At 56.4% G+C, this 21,726-nt stretch carries 22 protein-coding genes and 4 pseudogenes; 11 read left to right on the plus strand and 15 right to left on the minus strand.

Annotated elements, in window-relative coordinates; translation table 11 throughout:
• Window positions 1-9: 9 nt before the first annotated feature.
• From C5L10_RS29920 to C5L10_RS33985, 7 genes are all read right to left on the minus strand, one after another.
• The gene (locus C5L10_RS29920) at window positions 10-672 is read right to left on the minus strand and encodes an FkbM family methyltransferase (RefSeq protein WP_172717262.1); all 663 of its coding nucleotides are present in this window, start codon (window positions 670-672) and stop codon (window positions 10-12) included.
• Between the two features lie 783 nt (window positions 673-1,455).
• A complete protein-coding gene (locus C5L10_RS29925; protein ID WP_105432653.1) occupies window positions 1,456-3,381 on the minus strand; it encodes a tyrosine-protein kinase domain-containing protein in 1,926 nt (641 codons plus the stop codon).
• A gap of 86 nt (window positions 3,382-3,467) precedes the next feature.
• Window positions 3,468-4,808 (minus strand): O-antigen ligase, encoded by a 1,341-nt coding sequence (locus C5L10_RS29930; protein WP_105432654.1) that lies wholly within the window; start codon window positions 4,806-4,808, stop codon window positions 3,468-3,470.
• Between the two features lie 57 nt (window positions 4,809-4,865).
• Entirely contained in the window at window positions 4,866-5,711 is an 846-nt protein-coding gene (locus C5L10_RS29935) for a sulfotransferase (protein ID WP_105432655.1), read from the minus strand.
• A 471-nt stretch (window positions 5,712-6,182) separates the two neighbouring features.
• Window positions 6,183-7,487: a lipopolysaccharide biosynthesis protein gene (locus C5L10_RS29945; RefSeq protein WP_105432657.1), complete on the minus strand. Its 1,305-nt coding sequence runs from the start codon at window positions 7,485-7,487 to the stop codon at window positions 6,183-6,185.
• Window positions 7,488-8,012: 525 nt separating this feature from the next.
• Complete coding sequence (locus C5L10_RS29950) at window positions 8,013-8,255, minus strand: HAD hydrolase-like protein (RefSeq protein ID WP_105432658.1); 243 nt, start codon at window positions 8,253-8,255, stop codon at window positions 8,013-8,015.
• Window positions 8,209-8,478, minus strand: coding sequence for a hypothetical protein (locus C5L10_RS33985; RefSeq protein ID WP_172717260.1), 270 nt, complete (start codon window positions 8,476-8,478; stop codon window positions 8,209-8,211). The genes C5L10_RS29950 and C5L10_RS33985 overlap by 47 nt, the downstream gene beginning before the upstream one ends.
• 385 nt (window positions 8,479-8,863) lie before the next feature.
• Between C5L10_RS33985 and C5L10_RS29955 the strand changes: the two genes are divergently transcribed.
• The 3 genes from C5L10_RS29955 to C5L10_RS29965 all read left to right on the plus strand — a co-directional run bounded on the left by C5L10_RS29955 (window position 8,864) and on the right by C5L10_RS29965 (window position 10,278).
• Complete coding sequence (locus C5L10_RS29955) at window positions 8,864-9,394, plus strand: GNAT family N-acetyltransferase (protein ID WP_105432659.1); 531 nt, start codon at window positions 8,864-8,866, stop codon at window positions 9,392-9,394.
• A 228-nt stretch (window positions 9,395-9,622) separates the two neighbouring features.
• Entirely contained in the window at window positions 9,623-9,919 is a 297-nt protein-coding gene (locus C5L10_RS29960; RefSeq protein ID WP_105432660.1) for a nucleotidyltransferase family protein, read from the plus strand.
• The gene (locus C5L10_RS29965) at window positions 9,919-10,278 is read left to right on the plus strand and encodes a DUF86 domain-containing protein (protein WP_105432661.1); all 360 of its coding nucleotides are present in this window, start codon (window positions 9,919-9,921) and stop codon (window positions 10,276-10,278) included. Before C5L10_RS29960 ends, C5L10_RS29965 begins: the two co-directional genes overlap by 1 nt.
• 1,166 nt (window positions 10,279-11,444) lie before the next feature.
• Here the strand turns inward: C5L10_RS29965 and C5L10_RS33990 are convergent.
• Window positions 11,445-11,915, minus strand: a complete 471-nt coding sequence (locus tag C5L10_RS33990; RefSeq protein ID WP_172717263.1) for a hypothetical protein — start codon at window positions 11,913-11,915, stop codon at window positions 11,445-11,447.
• A 325-nt stretch (window positions 11,916-12,240) separates the two neighbouring features.
• On the opposite strand from C5L10_RS33990, the gene C5L10_RS34600 reads away from it, so the two are divergent.
• Window positions 12,241-12,672, plus strand: a complete 432-nt coding sequence (locus C5L10_RS34600) for a hypothetical protein (RefSeq protein WP_245448300.1) — start codon at window positions 12,241-12,243, stop codon at window positions 12,670-12,672.
• A gap of 126 nt (window positions 12,673-12,798) precedes the next feature.
• On the opposite strand, the gene C5L10_RS29985 is transcribed toward C5L10_RS34600, so the two are convergent.
• Window positions 12,799-13,659: a transglutaminase family protein gene (locus C5L10_RS29985; RefSeq protein ID WP_105432691.1), complete on the minus strand. Its 861-nt coding sequence runs from the start codon at window positions 13,657-13,659 to the stop codon at window positions 12,799-12,801.
• A gap of 401 nt (window positions 13,660-14,060) precedes the next feature.
• Between C5L10_RS29985 and C5L10_RS29990 the strand changes: the two genes are divergently transcribed.
• On the plus strand, window positions 14,061-14,180 hold the full coding sequence (locus C5L10_RS29990) for a twin-arginine translocation signal domain-containing protein (protein WP_105432663.1): 120 nt from the start codon (window positions 14,061-14,063) through the stop codon (window positions 14,178-14,180).
• 150 nt (window positions 14,181-14,330) lie between these two features.
• Here C5L10_RS29990 and C5L10_RS29995 read toward each other — a convergent pair whose 3' ends face one another.
• Both C5L10_RS29995 and C5L10_RS34780 read right to left on the minus strand, forming a co-directional pair.
• Window positions 14,331-14,582, minus strand: coding sequence for a hypothetical protein (locus C5L10_RS29995; protein WP_105432664.1), 252 nt, complete (start codon window positions 14,580-14,582; stop codon window positions 14,331-14,333).
• Between the two features lie 72 nt (window positions 14,583-14,654).
• A complete protein-coding gene (locus tag C5L10_RS34780; protein WP_256384750.1) occupies window positions 14,655-14,780 on the minus strand; it encodes a hypothetical protein in 126 nt (41 codons plus the stop codon).
• Window positions 14,781-14,903: 123 nt separating this feature from the next.
• Here C5L10_RS34780 and C5L10_RS30000 point away from each other — a divergent pair.
• From C5L10_RS30000 to C5L10_RS30015, 4 genes and pseudogenes are all read left to right on the plus strand, one after another.
• Window positions 14,904-15,190: pseudogene (locus C5L10_RS30000) on the plus strand (tripartite tricarboxylate transporter permease); the annotation flags it as partial.
• Window positions 15,181-15,361 (plus strand): annotated as a pseudogene (locus C5L10_RS35115) (ISL3 family transposase); the annotation flags it as partial. The pseudogenes C5L10_RS30000 and C5L10_RS35115, both read left to right, overlap by 10 nt.
• 304 nt (window positions 15,362-15,665) lie before the next feature.
• Window positions 15,666-16,853, plus strand: coding sequence for a Fic family protein (locus C5L10_RS30010; protein WP_205837111.1), 1,188 nt, complete (start codon window positions 15,666-15,668; stop codon window positions 16,851-16,853).
• A 356-nt stretch (window positions 16,854-17,209) separates the two neighbouring features.
• Window positions 17,210-17,708, plus strand: a pseudogene (locus C5L10_RS30015) (LysR substrate-binding domain-containing protein); the annotation flags it as partial.
• 29 nt (window positions 17,709-17,737) lie between these two features.
• On the opposite strand, the gene C5L10_RS33995 reads toward C5L10_RS30015, so the two are convergent.
• The 4 genes and pseudogenes from C5L10_RS33995 to C5L10_RS30035 all read right to left on the minus strand — a co-directional run.
• Complete coding sequence (locus C5L10_RS33995) at window positions 17,738-18,130, minus strand: amidase family protein (protein ID WP_105432665.1); 393 nt, start codon at window positions 18,128-18,130, stop codon at window positions 17,738-17,740.
• Window positions 18,131-18,294: 164 nt separating this feature from the next.
• Window positions 18,295-19,323 carry a phosphogluconate dehydrogenase (NAD(+)-dependent, decarboxylating) gene (gene gnd, locus C5L10_RS30025; RefSeq protein WP_105432666.1) on the minus strand — a complete coding sequence of 343 codons (1,029 nt, stop codon included), beginning with the start codon at window positions 19,321-19,323 and terminating at the stop codon, window positions 18,295-18,297.
• A gap of 150 nt (window positions 19,324-19,473) precedes the next feature.
• A complete protein-coding gene (locus tag C5L10_RS30030) occupies window positions 19,474-20,193 on the minus strand; it encodes a DUF4336 domain-containing protein (protein ID WP_105432667.1) in 720 nt (239 codons plus the stop codon).
• Between the two features lie 131 nt (window positions 20,194-20,324).
• Window positions 20,325-20,483 (minus strand): annotated as a pseudogene (locus C5L10_RS30035) (DUF4142 domain-containing protein); the annotation flags it as partial.
• 587 nt (window positions 20,484-21,070) lie between these two features.
• Between C5L10_RS30035 and C5L10_RS34000 the strand changes: the two are divergent.
• Both C5L10_RS34000 and C5L10_RS30040 read left to right on the plus strand, forming a co-directional pair.
• On the plus strand, window positions 21,071-21,211 hold the full coding sequence (locus C5L10_RS34000; RefSeq protein ID WP_172717264.1) for a hypothetical protein: 141 nt from the start codon (window positions 21,071-21,073) through the stop codon (window positions 21,209-21,211).
• Between the two features lie 25 nt (window positions 21,212-21,236).
• Window positions 21,237-21,497 carry a hypothetical protein gene (locus tag C5L10_RS30040; RefSeq protein ID WP_105432669.1) on the plus strand — a complete coding sequence of 87 codons (261 nt, stop codon included), beginning with the start codon at window positions 21,237-21,239 and terminating at the stop codon, window positions 21,495-21,497.
• Window positions 21,498-21,726: the final 229 nt, after the last annotated feature.

Raw genomic sequence — 21,726 nt, forward strand, 5'->3', positions numbered from 1 at the left:
GAAATCCTTCTACCTTGATGCCAACACATCGTAGTGTGTTCCATCCCCGACCTTTGCAAACTTAGCGAAGCCAGATGCCCTTAGGATGGTCTCAAGATCTGTTGGATCGAGTCTGCTCTCGTCGACCTCATAAAAAATCGTGGTTATACGATGAGAGAATGCAGTATCCATCAATGACTGTACCACAGACCTTTCGTGACCTTCCACGTCTACTTTGACAAAGATAGGTAAGCCCGGTAGCAAAGCGGGCTCGACCGCTTTCGCGGTTTTTATCAAAATAGTTTCGGAACCGTTTGCGTCCGCATGAGCGTATAGTGACGCCTTACCGCTGTGTGAGGGCGTGATGAATATCGGGACCGCTCCATCTTCCATTGAGATTCCGTAGTTGTGAACGAACGTGCGGCATCCCAGTTTATTTAGGGCGATGTTCTCGCTCAAGAGCGAATGCGTATCCTTGACGGGTTCGAACGCGTGTATTTGAGCGCACCTTTGATTTTTCCCCGCAATTAGCGAATACAACCCCTGGTTAGCGCCTATATCTAAGAATATGAACGGCTGCTTGTGCGTCTCCAGGTAGTTTGCTAGGTAGTTCCCATATTCGCCGAAGATGCAGTACTCAAACGTAGTGTCCCCCCAATTGGGAACCATTCGAACGCCGTAAGCCGAGCGCACGGAGTCCTTCCGCCAGAGTCTGGCAGAGACGCGCCGAAAGGACTTTCGAAGTCTGATTTTACCTCTCCGCCAAAGTCCCTGGAAACCCTCTTCCCGAACGACACCGATAACTCTTGTAAACGTCCTCATCTTTCAAAACCCCAAGTCATTATATTCCAGCTCAAAAGACAATCTTGCCACGAGGATGTTTGGACTGTGCAAAATCGTCCTGTCGCCGTTGCGGAAGCAACGGCGCTCGATGCGGCGATGCCAGGACCAACTTCATTGCTTTCGCGTGACAAGTTGCGGCAGTGTCGACTTACAGCTAACGGCACATGATGTTGGACCCGGTCGGTAAGCAGTGCCGCCATTTACAGGTTTGGTCTGGAACCTTGCCGGCCCCCATGTCGTGGCGCTGCCGACGGTCGTGGCTTCGACCAGTGCGCGCCGTCTTGGTGGACAACAAGTTTTTATTTGCACCAACTCAATGGGCGCGGCCGAGGTCCGTTTCCGCTTGGGCTGCTACCCCATTCTAGCGCAAATTAAGGTCGCTTGGAGCGATCTTGACCGCTGCGCACAGACACTTGATCTACTCCTCTTCTCGGCTCCAAGAGCACCTGGCATACGGCACGAAATCCGTGTCATCTAACGAGTCATGCGAACATCCTCAGATGGAGCTGCGCCTCAACCCGCATTTGGTTCACAAGCTGGGGGCGGCGCTACCAGCCGGACGGGATACAGCGCGCCTCGCAGCGCCGATCTGTAGTCACGCGACGTGGATGCACGTGCTTGAGCGTCGTTTAATTAAGCATCGACCGGGAATTGAGGGACCCGGGCGGCTGACGTGGCGGTGGGCGCGTCTGGTTGCGCTGTGTTTCCGTTCCAATCGTAAACGGCACCGTTCTTCCACACGGGGTCCCGGACCCGTTGTGCTGTCTTGACAAACCCTCCATTGTGATACCGCGCGTGAACTTTAGGGATAACTTGGTTGATTACCACCCCAATCAGGTTCGCATGGTTTAGCCGGAGTTGAGCAACAGCATCCAGTAACTGCTCCTCAGTCGTCGTGCCCCACGTAGCCATCAGCACCACTCCATCAACGAAGGGGGAAAGCCAATTAGCGTCCCCTGTCGTGAGGACAGGCGAGGCGTTTAACACGATCAAGTCATAGCCGCTCTGCTGGAGACCAGCCATCAGCACCCCCATGTTATCGGCGTCCAATAACATGGACTGCTGCGACATTGCGGGCGTCGCGTCAATGAAGCCGAATTCGGGTAAGCCGGGTATCGTCTGTATGATATCCGGCAGTAGAGCCTCATTTCTAAGATAACGATCAAACTGTTCCGTTGAACGCGAAACGTCCTTCTCCTGGAGATCAAGGTTCAGGAATATTGTGGGGCGGCCATCTGCTGCTGCGGCCGTGGCAATCCTCCAAGCCGTGGAAGCATTTGCGGCATTGGGATGGCACGAGGTCATCATCAAAACGCGATGCGCTTGTTTCGTTTCCGAATAGCGGCAAGCCATATAAACTGACCGTTCTGCTTCGGCGAATGTAAGGGAGGAGGAGTTCGTTGGTCTTATTGGTACATAACCTAGGTTCGGTAAATGCAGCAGTTCGGAAATACGCTGGCCCGTACGGATGCGCGAATCGGTCGTCTCGAGCATGAGCGCCAGCAATAGGGCGAGGAAGGTAGAACTAGTGAATGCTGCTGGAATGATGATGCCAGGTCTAGGGAACGACGGTGAGTTGGGGGTCGCTGCCATCGAGACAATACGCGCACTTGGCTTGAGGGATTCCGCCTCAAGATCCGACAAAATGCGCTGGACCTCATCTCCTATCATCCTGCGAACACCCGCTATCTGAGAATCCGCCTCCATCATTTTCGGATGATTCTTACCAAACCTCGCTCCTAGTTCAGCTTTACTCTGCAACAGCCGGGCCTCTTCGTTGCGCAACGTTATCAAGAGGGGTTGCGTCGTGCTTTGTCGAAGGAACGCCACAGCTCCGCCAGTGTTTAGCGCGCGTTGTGTGTCTGCCGTCCGCTCATCCTGCTTGAATTCGAGGGAGGATTCGACATAGAGCTTCGCAATCGTGTTCGCGATTGTTACCGCCAACCAGGGCCGCGAATTTGTCACTGTAATTCGCACCGCAAGGCTCTCGCCCGTCCGACTTACATCAAATTGCGAAAGCAGCATGGAGATGGCGCGGTCTCGTTGTTCTTTCGCATCCGGAACGATCCTGGAAGCCTTAGATGAAGTACCAATTCCCAGGACGTACGTTGGGTATAAAAAGATATCATCGCTAAAGCGCTGCGATACTTCGCCACCGGACGCGTGTGGATTGAACGTCGGATCCTTAACGAGATTGAGTTCATCGACAATTCGCCCAGCGAACTGCCGCGATTGCAATACGTCCATTTCGGTTTCCGCTGCCGAGCGATCACGTTCAAGAGATGTCAAGGCAGCATCAGTGGCAAATGGCCTGATGTCCTTCCGCTCTAATACTACCTCCGAGCTGGCAGAATACGTTTCGGGGAGCGTATAAGACGCGACCGTAGCTATCGAGGTGCAGAAAAAGATCACCGACGCGATGAGCCATCGACGGCGCTTGATCAAAGCCCAAGCATCGGACAGGCCAACCGTGTGGCCATTCCGATTGCTGGCAAAATCGACACCCTCGTGATACCGGGCGCGGGCGCTTAGTCTGTCATTCGAAACGAATGGTGTCATTGCCCCTCTCCGTCTCATAACTTTAGTGGAAGGGATGATCCGACGCAATAACTCGCATGATTTAGAGGTACCAACAGGCGTCGCGACTACCATTCTAGCGGATGAACGACGGCAGCGCCGCGATTCGGCTTGAGGGCTTCCACAGGCTTCCAACGATGAACGCCCAAAGGTTGATCCGCCTCAGGGGGGTGCTTCAATCGTGCAAGGGCGAGCCCGAACGATAGGAATACTGGTATCGTCCAATATCTCGCGTACATGTGTGGATTCGAGAAAGCGATTATGAGGATTGCCACGATCGTGGTGATCACCGCTGCCATGGCACTTTTATCTCCGTTACCTTTTCTGACAGCCAGCAAGAGTAGCAAACCGATACATGAAAACATCATCCAGCCGATAAACGCCAACAATCCACCTTCAACCCAGAGAAGTAGGTAAAGATTGTGAACGGGAGCCTCCTGCACACTTACCTGTCGGAATTGGTCGGCGCCGATTCCTACCAACCATATTCCTCGGTCGGAAATAGTCTGAAGCGCCTCCTCCATAAGCGCTGCTCTTGAGGCGAACGTCCCGGCTTCCGAAATTTCTCCGGAAGAGATAGCGTCCAGTACACGCCTCTGAAAGGTCTGTGGAAATAGGTCCTTACTTCCGAAAAGCGCCAATGCCCCGACAACAAGCACCGCTCCCGATGCGAGGCGCAACAGCAACCGCGGGGTAGAAATTGTCGCAGTGAAGACGCCCAAGCTGACAATCGTTACGAAAAGACCGCTGTTAGAGCTTGTAAGGACAACTGTAACAAGGATGAGTGAGACGGCGGGCAGAGCAACGTATGATTTAAGGCGTCCGGATGACCAGAAAAAAAGAAGAATCGGTAGGGTTAGAGCATTGATAGCAGCGGCTAAGTTGGGATTGCGCAACACGGTTGCCAGACGCTTTCCGCCCGTAACAACGCCCTTCTCCGCCGCAGGCACATATCCGACGGCGTAAAACGTAATCACGCCATGCAGATCGATCAGCATCACACTCAATAAAAAAATTGCGGCCAGTCGATATGCTTCTGTGGGGTCAGAGCGAAGTACAATGAGCATTAAAACGAGATATGCGAAAAGATACTGCGCCATTACTACCAACCCGCGCACCGGGTCGCCGTTTGCCAGACTGCCGGTCATCATTCCGACGAACAACACCGTGAATGCGAGAAGCCATAGTCCGGTCAGGTTATCGAGTGCCTTGCTGCAGATCCGTCCATCGATGGTGAGAAGAAGCAGGCTGATGCAAAAGAAAAAATCGCTGACTGTAAAAAACAGGGTAGAAAACCGGAAGGTCGCGTAGGGGGCAAGAAAGACAGCGGTATAGACGACGGCGCGTTCGACGTTGGATAAATTGATTTTCAATTTCTGGGGGGCTGTTGTGTTGCCTGTGTCTGACATTGTTTCCTCGCTAGGCCCCAGGCAAATTCGACAATATTGGCGATCTTACTCGGTGACCTATCCCAAATTAGTCAGCTTTCCATTCGTCAACCAATTCGTTAAATCTCGTCCGATGAGACCACCGAGCTTTTCCGTTTCCGCGGCATAGTATTCAATCATGCGTTCGCGGAGGTCGTGGCTCAGCGGCGCATATTGAATTTCACCAGCAAGGACAGAATGAAGTTTCTTGAAGCCGACATTGTGTCTGAACCGAGCCGCAGCCGGTTTCAACGGCCTAAGAAGCCGGCGCAGTCGCGGGCCGATCATTGGTTGCGATTTGTCCTTCACCTTTGTGGCGATCGGTTGCGACGGAAAATCGGTTGCAAGCCTGAGGAACCGGCTCACGCGCATTATTTGGGCTCCGGCGTCAACCACTAGATCCTCATAGAGAAGCACCAGCAATTGGTCTGCAGGAAAGAGATCGAAGTATCGTTGCAGTTGGCGGTAGTAGAGGCCGCCATCCAAGAAACGCCCACCTGCCCCTTCCCGCGGATCCAGGTAGTGTGTGATATCGCGGCTGACCTCGGCCCGGCGATAAAGCATGCAGTAGTCCGAATACGCTCGATCGATTGGGTTACGAAGCTGCCCTATGAGGAGGGCGTGGGGTAGTTTTTCTTTTATCCTGCCCGCCGCTTTCGGCTGCTCCATGTAGGAATTAGATTTTTCGCCACGTAGCCGCCGACGCTCCTGCCCAGCAAAGTTGGAAAGGTACCAATCGTCGCCGCGATCGTACTGCCGGCTAAAATAATGTAACTCGGGATCCGGCAAGAAGATTTCGGGATCCTGCTGCAAGGATTGTTGAAGCCACGTCGTTGCGCTCTTGGTCGCGCCGATAATAAGGAAGTCGATGTCGCGCAATTCCATGTTTCACCCCTGCCCGACTGCCGGTGCGTAGTTGGCCGGCGCTAGCGTCTCGCTTTTGCGTCGGGGTCTCGTAAGTTGGCTCCACCGGTCATTCTGCCATCCAGCCATCTGATACCACGACAGGTGATGCTGAGCTTCCAGGGTCGACGCCAAAGGAAACAGCTGCAGTTTATCAACTGGAAGAGAGGGTGTGCACCAGGAATATCGTTTTTGGGATAGTCATATTGGTGGAGGAGGAGAGATGCGATGGTAGGATTGCCCAGGCTGTCCGGCCCCCATCGCCCAATTGCCCTCATGGTTCGAACACTACAACACCCTTCATCCGCACATTGGATATCGATCACCCTGTGAGTTCTTAAACGGTCAAACCGAAACCTGGTCCTGCCTGTTTTTTAGGGGCAACTCCACAAAGCCAAAAGCCAGATCCTTCTCGTCCGCTTTTCATCGATCGCGTGCGCGCGATCTGGGTCCTCATCTATAGCGGTCCGCCCACATCATCAGGCTTATCAATGTTAAAGCCAAGACAACGTGTGCGATATTTGCACCGATCGGGCCAACCTGCGGCACTAGTGAAAACGCAGTCGCATAGAATGCGATCGTAGAAGCCATTACGGCTTTAAGTATCTGAGTTTCCCGCCCCTTAGCTAAGAGTGCAGAACGGTTCACGGAGCCACATAATGTTAGGGTCACGGCGATTGATTGTATGATTATCAGTGGAGCGGCAGATACGAATTCGGGGCCAGCACCCCAGCAGAGCACTGGCTTGATTGTGAAATACAGGCCTCCAACCAAAACCAGACCGGACGCGAGGAGCAGCAATTGCATCTGCGCGGCGGCGCGGCGGAATTCGCCGATGTCTTGGGATGCCCAGGCGCGAGCTAATTCTGGATAGAGTACGGCCTGGACTTGGTCGCCGACTTGTCGTGCGACGCGGCCGATGCGCTTGGCGATATGGTAAAATCCAGCCGATGCAGGGTCTGCGAGAAGTCCGACAAGAAGAGTATCGACCTGGTTGGCACTTGAACCGATCGTCAGAGAAAGGTTGGTTGATATAGCGAAACGCCATATTCCCGGAAATCGCGATGTAACGCCCTTGAGGGGGGCGGTTAACACACCACCCAAGATTTTCTGTCGACGCAACTCGATGAATGCAAAGGTTAAGAGGGTTAAGGAGTTTATGATCTGCGATGCCATCCAGATTAGCGCAAACCCGAACAGACCAGCACCTAAGACAACGCCTAGCGCACACAGCGCCAGCCGGAAAACACTCGAAATCACCTGGCCATAGGCGAAGGATTTGAATCTCCCAAACAGGCGCAATACGGCCAAAGGCACTCCCGAAACTCGGAAGGGGAGTACTGAGCAGAAGGCAACTGCAAGATAGGACGTGTCTTCCGAAATCCGGAGAAGAGGCCCCGCGGTCACAACAATTGTGACTGCGACAAGCCAACCGATCGCCGCAGCAGATATATCAAGCAATAAGCCGAACTTCAGCAGAGACTGTAGATCATTGATTTTCCCGGCGCGCTGTGCCTCGGCTCCGTATTTTATGAGCGGCTGCCACGATTGAAAGCTGACAAATCCTTCGACTGCACCAGTAAAGGTTAGACATAGAGCTAGAATACCGTAATCGGTCGGTCCTAACGCTCTTGCAGTCAGAGCAAAACCGACAAGCCCGAGGATTGAAGAACAGACGCTTCCAGTCAGAAGGTGCGCTATTTGCGCCAATCGGTCGCGAAGCCGCCGCTCCCTGTCAAAGAGTCGCCGCAACTTCATGAGTCTTCGCCTCCGTCACGTCGATATTTCCTGGTAAAGCCTCTCCGCACCTAAGGCACGCACATGATGCCAGCATTCGGAGGTTATAGCTCGCGAGTTTGTTTTTTACTTCAGGAAGCAATCCTAGCTATCAGCGCATCGGCAGGGAGTCAGCCAATATAGGTAGGTGAGGGGTAGGTAGCGATCAAAAAGGCCGTAGGCAGCAATCTCCTGCGGGTGTATTTGGCATGGCCTTCTTCTTTTCCGGACGGCGGGGTGGGATGTGATGGGTCTCTGGATGCTGACTTTTAGTCTCGCTTACGGTCGCTAGCCGTCCAACGAAGTTAGGGAGACCTGCGGACCGTGGCCAAACTATCACTGCATCGGTCTCAAAGACCGAAGCCCGCGTTCCCATAGGCGCATTTTCGCCGCCGTCACGTAGCGCGCGATACCAGGTTACTGTGTTACTGTGAATGCCTCGACAGCATTCAAAGACGGGCCCGCGTGCGTTCCATAATAACAGGTTACGCAGCAAAGGCGGGCTTTTCAGCAGCTTGAGAAATAAACGGTAGGTCGACGGTTTGGATACGTCCAAGGCGATACAGTCATCGAAAGTGATCCATTAAATGTCGGCTGCCGATCTTCGATCATCATCTCCTCGATTTGTGATGCCGGCAGATAGGCGAGGATCCCGGTTCGGACCAAAACCGAATGCAGTCCCATCTTTTTCGCACCCAATATATCATGGTCGATATTGTCGCCGACGGGCGCAATAGGCCCTGCTCGCAAGCCCCGAAAGCTCGGTTCCTTCCGCGCTGTCCGTCATCGCGGTCAGATCGATCACTTCTCCGCATCCCGTATCGAGTTCGAACTCGATGTAGCGGGCCGTTGGGGATCGGATGTCATCCGGGGGGCCGAGGATACGGATGTTGCAGATTTGTCGGTCGAGATCAACAACTCTGATTTTGCCCGGAGAGGAACGCGCCTCCTGCTTGATCAGGAACTCCAGCATAGGGCGGGCTGCTTCCTCGGTGTCGATCGGGTGGTACTCTCGGGAACCATGAAGATACAGGGCGAGGATGGCGAGAAGCAGGCACGCCACTGATCCCGTAAGCGCACCGCGTCGCCAATGGCGGTCCTTGCCAAGGACAAGCGTCAAGCCACCAGCAAAACATGAAGCCAAGGCAAGCCAGATTGATCCGAAAACGATAAGCCAGCCACGCTCGCCGACGTTATCAGGCGCTTGCCTAACCGCGGCGTTCTAATTTCGCTAGTCGGCCATGGGGCGATTTCGACTCCGATGACGCCGACGGACATCGGCATGCTGGCGGCAGTCTTCGAAGACGCCCTGCGCGCGGCGGTCGGGAGAGCCCATGCGAGAAAAGAGGTCGCAGCCGATGAACCTTGAGATCGAACGGCTGTTCACGCGGCCTGTGACCACGCGTGACGGCGACGCGCTACACCGCCTTCATACCGATCCGCTTGTCATCGAACTTATCATGCAAGGCAAGGCGCTGACGCGCGCCGAATCTGACGCTCGTCTCGATCTCTATCTCGATGAGTGGGACCGCTATGGCTATGGCTTCTGGATGCTCTATCTCCGTGAACCGAACGGTGACCTGACCTTCGTTGGTCGGGCCGGACTGCGCCGATATGACGAAAATGATGTCGAGGTTGGTGTCTGCCTGGTCGGGTTTTCCTCCGGTAAGGGGATCGCCGGAGAAAGTCTTGAAGCCGCGATCGAGTTCGGTTTTCGACGCCTTCCTGTGCGCCGGCTGGTTTGCGTCGTCAGGCCGACGAACATCCGGTCTCAGAAGGCCATGCTGCGGCTGGGATTTTCGTTCGCCGGCATGACCGAACATCTTAGGACGGTCTTCCGCTTCTATAAGATCCAACGACCGGCCAAGTTTGCGATGCCTTCATCTTAGCGGGATTGCCGTGGAGTCGCGGACTTTGGGACCAGAGGGTCGTAGGTTCGAATCCTATCTCCCCGACCAAGTTTTTCAACATCTTACGAACCTCCTAAAGCTGCCAATGCCGTTCCTGTAACTTTGATGTAACGGGCTCCCGGCGGAAGAGGCGCCAAAGAATAGAATCTGACTATCCGTAAGACGATGACGCTGGATGCCTTGCGCAGAATGCTATAGTTTAGTGGCATGAACCGAACGGACGCCATTCAGAAGCTCCAACAGCACGCCGATGCCGTGAAAGGCATGGGCGCTACGGCTCTGTACCTGTTCGGATCGACGGTCCGCGACGAAGCCCGGGCGTCGAGCGATCTCGACCTGTTCATTGATTATGACCCGGCCACGCGGTTCTCCCTCCTCGACTTGGTCGGGATCAAGCAGTTTCTGGAGGAAGAGCTTGCCGTGGAGGTCGATGTGACGACCCGCAGCAGCCTGCATCCGATGCTGCGCACCGACATCGAGCAATCCGCCATCCGTGTTTTCTAATGGTCAAGCGCAAGGTCAGGCCGGTTCTGGCGGAAATCTTGGAAGCCATCGAAGGCATTGAAACCCATACCGCAGGGAAATCCCTGGCGGAGTTTGAGGGCGATTGGCTGCTGCGCCTCGGCACTCAGCGCGCTCTGGAAATTGTGTCGGAAGCCTGCCGCCACCTACCCGACGAGCTATTAGATCTCGCTCCCGACGTCCCGTGGAAGAAGATTCGCGGGATCGGCAATATCTTGCGCCACGAGTATCATAAGATCGCGGACGAACTGATCTGGGTGGTGGTGACGGAAAACATCCTTCCGCTGAAAGCGGCTATCGAGACGATCCGGCAGTCCGTCGGGGACGAGAGTCAGCCATAGTGTGGTATCCAGGCCCTTCCGCCCGGAACCGAGCGTTACTCTCTCTGTTTCAAGAGAGCGATAAAGGTGTTCTTACTGTGGTGTCCGCCGGCTTGGGTGGGTTAGCCAAACTCGCCCGCAGGGGATTAAGACTTATCTTTGAGCGAATAGCGCCCATACCGCCATGTTCAGGGAGGACTAAGTGTTCGTTGTCCGCCACACGAAGCAGGACCGCCGCGGGAATCTGATGCGTTCAGAGGATCTCGATTAGGACCTTCGAGGACGAGAGCGGCATCATGGGCTATCTCGAAGACCTTGCGGGCGCATTCGACCACAATGGCTATGACGGCGAAAATGACCGCTGGTGGGCATGGACGATCCGACGGCTATCCAAATCCACTACTGGTGGAAGGTACCTCTTCCGACGTAATCGACCTTAGCGGGCAGAGGGTGCGGAACTTTGAAGTTTGCCCGGGTTAGCGCCCCATGAAGAACACCACACCCACAGCGAGCGCAGGCATGATCAGGCTTGTCCTGACGATATCAGGCATCGCTCTCATAGTCCTTGGCGTCTATCTCGTCCTGGTCGCCCCTGTAGAGCCTGAACAGGGTCAGACGCCGCCACACGCCATCGATCAAGGTACTCCATGAGCGCGGCGAAAGGCTGGACCCCTTAGATTGAGGGGTATCCTCAATTGAGGAGGGCCTCCCGCCGCGGAAAGCGGGCCGCCCGCAGCTTCGATGCCATCACCGAAGCCCTCGAATCTGCAACCTCTTCTCAATCACCGAATGCCGCAACTACTTCAAAGCCGCGGGATATGAGGGCTCATTAAATGCAACACGCTTCAGCCCACCGGAACCTTAGATGCGCATGTCGGCTTGATTTCCAGGAGGAGATCAAGATGTACCGCACACCACCCAACCGGCACGAATTCCTGTTTTATGTCTGCCAGACCGTAGCTCTCGGCTGCCTCATCGCTGGAGCGCTGTGGATGGCAATGAACTGAGAGCCGAGGACATGCGAAAGAATGGGATGATCCGTATTCTCGCCGTCGTCGTTATTACCCTAGTTGCTGCATTTATGATACGCGGCCCCAGTCAGCCGAACTCCGCTGCCCCGGTCTCGAACACTCTGCCTGCCGTCGCGCCTCCTGCGAAGAAGTAGGAGCACTCGGCCTAATCGGCATTTAGTGCATCGTCTCGTCAGGCGTATATTGAAGCGAGTTAAGCTCGTGCCTGATCATCTCGATTGAGCGAGCGCCAACACCGGGAATCTTGAGAAGCTCCTTGTCGCTCATTCCCTGCAGGCGGCTTAGTCGCCTCACGCCGTTCTGTCGAAGAACCTTGATCAACCAGTTCGGAAGCCCGCTCCGGATCACTAAATCGGCGTCCTTCGACTGGCTACGGCCCGGCATCTTACGTCCTGCAGTTGACGATAGGCGTCGAACTGAGATCGGGATCAGCGGTTCCTGACCCAATGAGTGGTGGCTGTAAAAAGGATGCATTTCAGGATTGGGTGCTCGGGCCGCGACCGAACCGGCTATGGAGCCGGCGAGCATTCCATCGTCCGCCAGGCGCTCCGCAAATGGCGATGAGTCCGAAGGCGGCAGCGTTGAGCTGGAACGCGACGGCACCATCGCCCGCGTCATGCCCTTCATGGTCGCGCAGTACACGCGGCACAATCAATCGCGTGAGGAGGAGGCTGAAGCAGCGTTGGCGCGATGGGAAGCCGGCCGACAGAAACGAAGTCGACGAAGGATCTGCCCCACGATTTTGCCCTGTAACGCGTCACTGGGTGCTGGAACCAATGCGCCTCCAAGCGGTTCTATTGCCGTCGCGAGGGCAAATCCCCCGTCCCTCAACAGATTGTTCGTCCCCCACGAACACGCTCTCGCGACACTCTTCATCGCGGCGCCTCTTGACCCCTTCGTGGCGGAAGATCTTTCGCTTGCCGACGTCGCTTAGGCTTCGATTTCCCTCGCGATGACCGACATTCCTGCCCCTACTGTCGCGCTCGGTGACGAGAACCGGCACCAGCTTTGCCAGATGGCGATCGAGATGCCACTGCAGGACTTGATCCAGGCTGCAGTGAAGGCCGGATGGGACGAGCCCGAGGTTCTGACGGCTATCATAGAGGTTGCGGACAATCTCATGCTGGCGCACGGCTGCGAACGCAGAGCTGGATGCTCTCCTAAAGGCACTGAAGCGGAACCTGGAGTGACGGTGCGAAAAAAGGCCCACGGCGAGTTTCACGCGTTTGAGGTCTTCCGGGTGGATCGAATTAGATGCGCATCGCGGATGTCGTTTAGGTCATCAACCGTAAAAATGCCTTCAGAGTCGCTAAACATCGTTGATCTTTCCACCCGGCTGGCGCCCGGAAGACTGATACCAGTACCGTCTCCCAGTGTGAAGTGAGGATGGACGGATTGACCGACACAGGCTGGTCACGATGCTGTGCCGACACTCCTCACGCCGCGGTTCCCTTGGCTCTGCGGTCCAACCCATTGCCGCTGATACATCGCTGTATCTGCACAGGGATTCTCAAACGGCCCCCGCGTTGGGCGCCGGCTCCTCTGTTGAAATCGCATCGACTGTACGGCCCGGCAGCTCTGGAGAGCCATCGGCATGCTCGATACTGATTTTGACCTCACCAAACTCGACCTGGCCGAATGGTGATGCAAAGGCGATCTCAGCCGCGTCTCGACCAACACCGATACGAACCAGGCCGTCCAGATTTGCCTGGCGGGTAGCGTCGAATAGCCACCAGCGCCCGTCAAGATAGGCCTCGAACACCGCATGGAAGTCGCGCGGTTCCAGCCCATAGGCGTAGCAGGATACAAATCTGGCCGGGATATTCAGAGCGCGGCAGAAAGCTATGCCGATATGGGAAAAGTCCCTGCAAACACCTGCCCGCTTGATCAGGCTTTCCGTCGCGGTGGTCTGCTCATTGGACGAGCCTCGCTGATAATCGATGTTCTCGTAGATCCAATTACAGATAGCGGTGACGCCATTATGGCCCGCGGGCCTGTCGCCGAATTCCTTGAAAGCGAACGCCGCCAAACGGTCGGACGGCACGAAGCGCGACGGCAGCAGGAACGGCATGATGTCGAGTGGAAGCGCGCTCAACCGCGTCTCCTGGATGGTGTCGGGTTCGGCCCGAAAGACGTCGAGCGTGACATCGGCCTCGTATCGTACGTTCAACGGACCCGGCTGCGCATCGATGCTGAAGTAGCGGTTACGGATGTCGGGCACCGTATAGCTGCGATGCTCATGTTCCGGCGAGATGAACAGGCGCTCGACCAGGTCGTGATGTCGAACCAGCTTGGCGACTTCCACATTGAAGATGAATACGGTTGAGTGCTTGACGTCATAGGAAAGGTCGCAGCTCAGAGTATAGCGGATCGTCATTTGTCGCCTTTCGTGGGCGTGAAATTGAATGAAGCGGCAGAACGAGCGCGGATTGTTCCGCCTTCGTGCTCAAAGGAGAAAGAGCGGCGTCGAAGATAGTTCTCTGAACCCAAGCCGAGGTCAATGACGTCGTCGAGGAATCATCGGTAGAGATTGACCACAGGCCACATTGTTTGTCGCAGTGCGCACTTTCTAAGGGATGTCTATGCTTTAGACTCGTTACGCGGACGGCCGGTCTCTCGCAATGTTGCAGCATGCGGCGCAGGGATGACCATGCTAATAGAGGCCATTTTGCTCCTGTCGAATAAGTCGCCACGGCCCAGGTCACCACGCAACGTCAAAGGGCATTTCGTGACGCGACACCCGCTTCGCCGGCCCTCCACAGGAGATGGAACATGGATCAGCAGAAACAAGAAGCACGTCGCATGGTCATCGGACGACGCGACTTTCTGCTTGGAACCGCCGTCGCCGGCGCGGTCGTCCCGCTGGGACCCCTGGCTTGGGCCGCGTCCTGAGACACCTCTGCCAGTCAGACAGGTACGGCCGTTTGTGGTGTGAGAGCGGAAATGGCCGTCGACAAGCTGTCATTCGCCGACGGCCCCGGGGAACTTTGAGATCGAACCTGGGGCAGGGCTATGGTTACCCAAGGAGGTAACTCACGCCACTTAATCAATCAGCTGGGCAATAAAGTATGGCTTCTCGCCCATGTGAATCACCTTCGGGTCATCATTTCGGTCCAGTAGTACGTAGCGATGTGGCCCGTCGACAGACGAGTTAATGATCTCGTCGTCGCTTAATGAGCGGCATACGAGGCGGCGTACGATGTCTTCGACTTGTTGTTCCGACAGCTCACCGGGCAGTTCCCACGAACTAACCTCGATAGCGCCTTCGTGTTTCGTCAACGTCCATTTCGGCATTCGATGCTCCACGTAACAGCGTTCGGCTGCCGCATACGCGGCAGACCGGAAAGATAAATCGGATTGTGCGGGTCAGTCAGCGAGCGCGACCTTGTAGGCTCTTTGTTCGGTCGGGCCGTTGTAAGAGGGCAGTAGATAAGAGGCGGCTACGGCTAGCGACAATACAGCGAATGCCGTCGAGAGAAGTGTGATGTTCATCTTGTCCTCCATCTTCGTAGGTACCCAATAACTTGATGGTCTGAATTGTTCCTCGGCCCGAAAGTGTTCAGCCGCCCCGGCGGCCGTGAAGCTCCCTCAATATGGCTGCGACATCGAGATTTGGCCCATACCTCTTTCATTCCAGTGCTGACGCCTGGATTCCCTTCGAACGCCGTGATGGCGTTGATGATCGGGCGCATGATTATTCAAGGTATCCAGCCCGGACCTTCGGTGATGACCGACCAGTCGGAACTGCTCCGCGGCTGATCGCATCGATGTGGATTGGCAATCTCATGTTGCTGGTGCTCAACCTGGCGCTGATTGGACTTTGGGTGCGGGTGATCGCTATTCCCTACCATTTTCTGTTTCCGATCATCATCCTGTTCTGTGCGATCGGGTACTTCGCCGTGATATCGACGCCGTCTGTAACGCCTTCTGCCTGCCCTGGAGCAACGGTCAGGCAGAAGGCCAGATCAACCGATTGAAGATGATCAAACGCGCAATGTACGGAAGGGCGGGACCAGAGCTTCTCAGGGGCGCGGATGATGCCAATCAAATTGACCGATCTCCACACAAATTGAGGAAGACCCGGGTTAAATGCAAAGCGACACCAGTCGCAAGTTCGTATCCGTCAAGGCAACGGGAACGGAGTCTGTTGGGGATTTTGCTGAAGGTCGTACAAATTCGCTTGAAGTTTGTGGACCCTCTATTAGGCGCATAAGCTGTCGAGGCTTTTGCTAGTGCCGGACAGAGTCGAAAAATCAGACTCCTTTTATATCGCAATGAACCGGCATAAAAGCCGGCAAAATATGTTCATCTAAACACGCGTACAGTGTTGATTTTCATAGCTTTACAAGCGGCGCGGAAACCGGCATAAAATACGGTATGGATATCGCATTTATGGAACCGTTGGTGCCCTCGGACGAAAAGGGCGCCCTTGGAGATAAAGTCTTGACGCTGGTTGGCGAGGCCAATCAGCTGGCTGGCCGTGTTCACCCAATTTTGGCTGGTTCGATTGGTGACCTCGTACGTTCCATGAACTGTTATTATTCCAATCTTATTGAAGGGCACGACACGCACCCACGCGACATCGATCGGGCGCTTGCGAACGATTTCTCGGAGGAGCCTGAGCGGCGAGAGCTTCAGCAGGAAGCCGTCGCCCATATCCATGTCCAGAAATTGATCGATATCGGCGACGATCCAGACGTATGGCCGGCTTCCGCCGCCTATGCATCTTGGCTCCATGAGGAGTTCTGCTCGCGCCTTCCCCCGGAGATGCTATGGGTTTCCAATCGCACGACTGGAGAACGTGTGCCAATCATCCCTGGAGAGTGGCGAAACCGGGACGTCCAAGTTGGACTCCATCTGCCGCCCGAACCAATAGATTTGCCGCGTTTCATGGTCCGGTTCGATAAGGCATATCAACATCCACCATTAACCCGGTCGCAGCAGCTCCAATCTGTGGGTGCCGTCCATCATCGCTTTCTCTGGATCCATCCTTTCCTCGATGGCAACGGCCGTGTGGCGCGTTTGATGTCCCACGCGCTCTTGAAGCGCCTTGGCGTCGGGACGAGCCTCTGGTCGGTTGCCCGCGGTCTCGCGCGACAGGAAACGAAATATAAAGCGCTTCTCATGGCCGCCGACGGTCCGCGTGCTGGCGATCGCGACGGGAGGGGCAATCTCACCCATCGGGGGCTCGTCGCCTTCTGTGACTTCTTCCTTGATCAGGCGATCGACCAGATCCGTTTTATGAGCGGCCTAATCGAAACCGATAAGCTGCTCATGCGCATCGAGATCCACATCGAGGAAGAAATCCGCGCCAAGAAGCTCCCCCGGGGCTGTTTCCACGTCCTTCGCGAGGCTGTTCTGGCTGGCGAAGTGGAGCGCTCCAAAATTCAAATGATAACCGGCTACGAGGAGAGGGCGGCGCGTAACGTCACATCGGCGCTCGTTGAGCGCGGAATGCTTTCCGCGACCTCGCATAGGGCGCCGCTTCGCCTCGCCTTCTCGGCAGACACGGCCGAGCGGTGGTTTCCAAACCTCTATCCAGCCAATGCGGGGTCAGGCAAATGAAGGTTCAGACAGTGATCCTCGTCAGGCGGTTCTTTCCCGCAGCAGTATTCGTGGCTGCTCCCCTCGGCGCTGCGCGCCGTCGAACGACTTGTAGGCGCGAAATCTGCCTCCGCCCTCGATGATCGTTCCATCGGAATCCTGAAAAGGCGCAGGCGGCGAAGTTCTGGGACCATGACAGCGATGATCAGGACAAGAGCCGGCTCCGCGAACTCGTGCTGCGATTGAAGGATCTCAACGGCGCAATCTCTTGGCGAAATGTTGAGGAGCAGCGGGCCCGCCAGCAGGCCAAGGGCGGGGAAGTGACCGACGATTGGCAACTGACGATGTATGAGCGCTATTGGACATTCTCAGCCGACCTGATGGACGACGGCCTTGCCTGCGTGGTGCGGAGCGAACATCCGGAGATCGGCGACACGCTCTCACCGGAACAGTACGAGGCGATGAAGCACGTCAACGTGCTGCCACCTGGTCGGAGGCGCCGGCCTTTTCCAGGCGCTTCAACAACGCGGCCTGAAACGTGACGTCGCCGTCTCGGTAACGCACTTTCTTGCGGTTCCGGAGATGGTCGCCGTGAGTGACTACTGCTCGACCTTGCCCCGCCTGATCTGCAAGCAGCTCTCGCGAGATAAGAGGCTCAAGGTCCTGCCATCGCCGGTCGATCTCGGTACTTTCCCCGTCGAATCAGCGTGGCACGTCCGGTATCGTAACGATCCGGCGCATCGCTGGCTGCGGTCTCTCTGCCTGCCATTTGCCGACGATCTGGACGTTGATCGGCATGCCTTTCGCGCTGGCGCCGAACCGCATCGAGACGCCGGGAAGACCAGTGACGTTGAGAGGCACTGTCGCCCCTTGTAGGTAGGTCGCACCCACCGTCTGCCCGTCGATCACGAATTCCTCGACGCCGTGTGCGCCGGGATTGGCACAACATGGTTGATGAGGGCGTCGTAGCGGGAGAAGTAGTCGGCATAGCCGTCGCGCAGCCGCTCGGCAGCCTGTTCGGCCTCGATATAGTCGTCCATCGAGGTGTCGGGAAGCGACAGCATCGTCTTCGCCATCTTAAACAGTTCATCGTCCCGACGACCCGCGGTTGCCTCTCTGAAGGCTGGCTTCATCTCCATGACGTGGAGACGGTTGAACACGTCGAGCGCGAAGTCCCTCTCCAGCGCAGGGATCCCGACGCGCTCGATAGAAAGTCCGATGTCCTTCAGCGCATCGGCTGCGGCTTTGACGGTAGCGGTGACTTCGGGGTCAATCGGCCCGAAGCCAGGTCCGACCATCCATCCGACGCGGAGCTGGCGGTAGGGCTGGCGGCCGATGCCGGCGTCGAAGGGAACAGTGCTTGAGGAGAAAGCATCCTATCCGTCTGGTCCGGCAAGTTGCGAGAAGGCCAGCGCAATGTCGCGCACGGAGCGCGCCATCGGCCATCGATCTTTGATCCCGCTCAGGCGCCGGTCTTTGGGGGTTCCTTGGGCTTTTCATGATGGCCGCCGAATGCAAATCGCATGGCCGAGAGCAGTTTGTCCGCATAGAGGGCATCGCCCTGCGAGTTAAACCGCTGGAAAAGTGCCGAGGACAGGACAGGGGCGGGTACGCCGGTATCGATTGCCGCTTTCAGCGTCCAGCGTCCCTCGCCGGAATCGGAGACTCGCCCGCTATAAGCCGCCAGCTCCGGATCTTGCTGCAGGGCGTCGGCCGTCAGATCAAGGAGCCAGGAACTGATGACGCTGCCGTGCCGCCAGACCTCCGATACCGCAGCCATATCGAAATCGAACTTGTAGTATTGAGGCGTTTGCAGCGGGCTGGTTTCCGCATCGACGTCCCGAGCCTTGTTGCCTGCATTGGCGGCCTTCAAGATGTTCATGCCCTCTGCGTAGGCGGCCATCATGCCGTATTCGATGCCGTTATGGACCATCTTGACGAAATGGCCGGAGCCGCTTGGGCCGCAATGCAGATAGCCAAGCTGCGCCGTTCGCATGCTTTCGCCGGCAGCTTCCTTCGCCTCCGAATTACCGGGAGCAAGGGTCGCAAAGATGGGATCGAGGTGCCGGACCGCTGCCTCCGGGCCGCCGATCATCAGGCAATAACCGCGCTCCAGGCCCCAGACGCCACCGCTCGTGCCGACATCGACATAGTCGATGCCTTTGGCAAAGAGCTGTTCAGCCCTGTCCACATCGTCATGGTAATAGGAATTGCCGCCATCGATGATGATATCGCCGGCCGTCATCAGCCCGGCGAGCCTGTCGACATTGGCGCCGGTGATGGCGGCCGGTAGCATCAGCCAGGCGCAGGCCGGCTTTCGCAATTTCATGACAAAATCCTCAACCGACGTCGAGCCGGTCGCGCCGTCTGCGACCAATGCCGCGACGCTGGCGGGATTGATGTCGTAGACGACGCATTCATGACCGTCCTGCAGAAGGCGTCGGACCATATTTGCTCCCATTCTGCCCAATCCCATCATTCCGATCTGCATGTGTGTTCCCTTCCGATGGTGCGATATGTCTAAAACCTGTAAGTACTACCTAGCGGCCGCGGAGGCAGCGATACGCGCTCCTTGGTTGCCCCGAGTGATCGAGGAACTTGCCTTTCGTCTCGGAAGCGACGGCGCCAGACTAACCGCCCACTAGATCAGCCAGTCGAGCGATTTACGCAATCGTGCGTCAGCATCGTCTTCAAACCATGCGCCGTGACTGAAAATCACCCGCTTTGGCTGAAGCGACATCAGGCGACCAGCAGCGTCTCTGGCATCCTTTCCTTTCAGCTTCACGACCAGTCTCAGATAAATCGGAGCCTTCTCCTGACTGCCGGCAAGTTTCGAGAACAAGCGCATCGGGACCGACGTGTGATCGCGATCCAGGTTCTGGACGAGGTCGGTTAGGATCAGACTGCTGCTCGGACTGTGGAAAAAGCAGACCTCTCGAAACCCGCCGATGCCCGGGACTTCGATCTGCTCGATCTCCGGCGCCCACAAGGACTGGGATGAGACGCCGAGATCGTCGTGCCATGCAATAGCCGCACGTTTCACCTGTCGTCGATTTCGCAGACCCGGCGCCGACCATGCCAGCGCGCCAGGAAAATGAGCCTGCCAGTCTTTTACAAAGCTCCAGTGAGCGCTGTTTGGGGCGATGAGATGCCGAACGGGCCCGAGCTTTTGGAGCTCTTCGCGAAGGCGCGCGTCGCAGTGCGTCGGCGAGTGCAGGAGAAGGCCGCCATCGTCTAGCTGCATGACCGTCATTCGCACCGGTAGCGGAATTACACCACCCGCATGAAGTGGTCCGCTATCAACAATCCAGATGCGATCTCCAACTGGCTTGAGAACGTTGAGCGGCGGGTATGTTGTCATCAGCTCCTCTTGGGGTCTGTGATACTGAAGTACTGGGCCGTCGCCCTCATCGGGGGCGGTGGCCGAGAATTGTCGGCGCTATCTGTTGAGATCGGTCGCCATTTTTAAGTGATGCTCGAGCGCCGGCCTCGTTTCTGGTGATCGGTCAGCATCTGCTGCGCAAACGTTTTGGTCGGATCAGCGGACCGTTCCAAGGCAAGCTTACTAGACTCGACGTCGAACATGTCACTGCTGGCCGCCTTCATCACGAAGTCTTCGGTCTTGGGTGCAGCGCCGATCAGGGTTTTCATGGAAGGTCCCCCATTTCGACCAAAGCGCAAACTGCCGATCTGCAGACAAGTTCCCTGCCTTGGAACTTCGTCGGGGCCGCATGTTCGAGAGCGGCAAAAGGGACTGTCACGAGGGACATTGTGGAGATCACACGGGAACCGGTTGGCGATCTGGTGTCATGTCTAGAGGGGATGACAATCGATGAGCTTTCACGGTCATGGGCGCGCTGGAGAAAGAGAGCGAGCCGACGGATCAGTGCACGATGAAGCGCTAGCGCGCATCGGGCTGACCCAGGACGACATCGAAGCCGCTTTCCGGCCAACGTCTTGCCCCTGTCAAGACTGGAAACAGAGCCGGCTTTTACCTGAGGAATGATGAGGGCGTGCGATCCCTTATTAGCGAAATGTCGGGCCAAGTGCCGTCGCAAGCAGGTGAGGTTTATGAAGAGATCGCGCCGCAGTGCCGGCTGGTCGTGATTTTCACTTTGCCATTCAGCACACAAAGGGTGTCTTCGAGTTTTCACGCCTCTGTTTTCGGGCCTCGCTCAGAACGGGTGGAACTTCGGCCTTCGGACGCGGTTTGGTGAGGCTCGCCAATGGAGGTCATCATGGTAGATCCGAAGGATAAGCAGCCAGCCGAAGGCTCACGTGAGGTCATCGACAAGGAACTGGGTCGTCAAGGCGGCGGCGCCAAGCCGAAGGATGATAAGGAGGTCGAGCAAAAGGGGCCGGCCCAGCCGCGATCCTGATCTATTCGAACAGGAAGGAAAAAGCATGAGCAGCTCGGAAACGACGACCGATCACGAGACGATACAGAAATGGGCGGAAGACCGCGAGGGCAGAGCGTCGGTGATCCGCAGCGGTAAGGAAGGCGGCGTCCTGCGCATCGATTTCGGTGAAAAGGAAGAGGGATTCGACGAGATCGGCTGGGAAGAATTCTTCCAGATCTTCGACAGGAACAAGCTTGCTTTCCTTTACCAGGATAAGACGAAGGACGGGAAAACGAGCCGCTTCAATAAATTCGTCGAGCGGTAACCGATTTTAGCGGCCTGATGCATTGCCGGCAGTCGCGCTGATTCGAGTTTACCGGCAGGTCCGGTTCCTGGCACTGAGCTCCTAGAAATTATGGTCTCTGCGGAAGCCGGCGGCGGAAATATCCGCCACCGCTGCGCGGGCTCCGGTAAGACAGACCGCGGCGAATGCCCCACTGCGACGGCGGATTGCGCCTGAAGGTCAATCGCGCCTCAAAGTTCGCCCAGGAACG

The sequence above is a fragment of the Neorhizobium sp. T6_25 genome (genome assembly GCF_002968555.1).
In the GTDB taxonomy this organism is placed as follows: domain Bacteria; phylum Pseudomonadota; class Alphaproteobacteria; order Rhizobiales; family Rhizobiaceae; genus Neorhizobium.

Bases quoted from the DNA above. Each gene is read 5' to 3' on its own strand.
- C5L10_RS33985 (WP_172717260.1), bottom strand. From the start codon at position 8,478: ATGCTGGAGTTCCTGATCAAGCAGGAGGCGCGTTCCTCTCCGGGCAAA.
- C5L10_RS29925 (WP_105432653.1), bottom strand. From the start codon at position 3,381: ATGACACCATTCGTTTCGAATGACAGACTAAGCGCCCGCGCCCGGTAT.
- C5L10_RS34600 (WP_245448300.1), top strand. From the start codon at position 12,241: ATGACCGACATTCCTGCCCCTACTGTCGCGCTCGGTGACGAGAACCGG.
- C5L10_RS30030 (WP_105432667.1), bottom strand. From the start codon at position 20,193: ATGACAACATACCCGCCGCTCAACGTTCTCAAGCCAGTTGGAGATCGC.
- C5L10_RS29960 (WP_105432660.1), top strand. From the start codon at position 9,623: ATGAACCGAACGGACGCCATTCAGAAGCTCCAACAGCACGCCGATGCC.
- C5L10_RS29955 (WP_105432659.1), top strand. From the start codon at position 8,864: ATGAACCTTGAGATCGAACGGCTGTTCACGCGGCCTGTGACCACGCGT.
- C5L10_RS29930 (WP_105432654.1), bottom strand. From the start codon at position 4,808: ATGTCAGACACAGGCAACACAACAGCCCCCCAGAAATTGAAAATCAAT.
- C5L10_RS29995 (WP_105432664.1), bottom strand. From the start codon at position 14,582: ATGCCGAAATGGACGTTGACGAAACACGAAGGCGCTATCGAGGTTAGT.
- C5L10_RS29990 (WP_105432663.1), top strand. From the start codon at position 14,061: ATGGATCAGCAGAAACAAGAAGCACGTCGCATGGTCATCGGACGACGC.
- C5L10_RS29965 (WP_105432661.1), top strand. From the start codon at position 9,919: ATGGTCAAGCGCAAGGTCAGGCCGGTTCTGGCGGAAATCTTGGAAGCC.
- C5L10_RS33990 (WP_172717263.1), bottom strand. From the start codon at position 11,915: ATGAAGGGCATGACGCGGGCGATGGTGCCGTCGCGTTCCAGCTCAACG.
- C5L10_RS30040 (WP_105432669.1), top strand. From the start codon at position 21,237: ATGAGCAGCTCGGAAACGACGACCGATCACGAGACGATACAGAAATGG.
- C5L10_RS30010 (WP_205837111.1), top strand. From the start codon at position 15,666: ATGGATATCGCATTTATGGAACCGTTGGTGCCCTCGGACGAAAAGGGC.
- C5L10_RS29945 (WP_105432657.1), bottom strand. From the start codon at position 7,487: ATGAAGTTGCGGCGACTCTTTGACAGGGAGCGGCGGCTTCGCGACCGA.
- C5L10_RS33995 (WP_105432665.1), bottom strand. From the start codon at position 18,130: ATGGTCGGACCTGGCTTCGGGCCGATTGACCCCGAAGTCACCGCTACC.
- C5L10_RS34780 (WP_256384750.1), bottom strand. From the start codon at position 14,780: ATGAACATCACACTTCTCTCGACGGCATTCGCTGTATTGTCGCTAGCC.
- gnd (WP_105432666.1), bottom strand. From the start codon at position 19,323: ATGCAGATCGGAATGATGGGATTGGGCAGAATGGGAGCAAATATGGTC.
- C5L10_RS34000 (WP_172717264.1), top strand. From the start codon at position 21,071: ATGGTAGATCCGAAGGATAAGCAGCCAGCCGAAGGCTCACGTGAGGTC.
- C5L10_RS29935 (WP_105432655.1), bottom strand. From the start codon at position 5,711: ATGGAATTGCGCGACATCGACTTCCTTATTATCGGCGCGACCAAGAGC.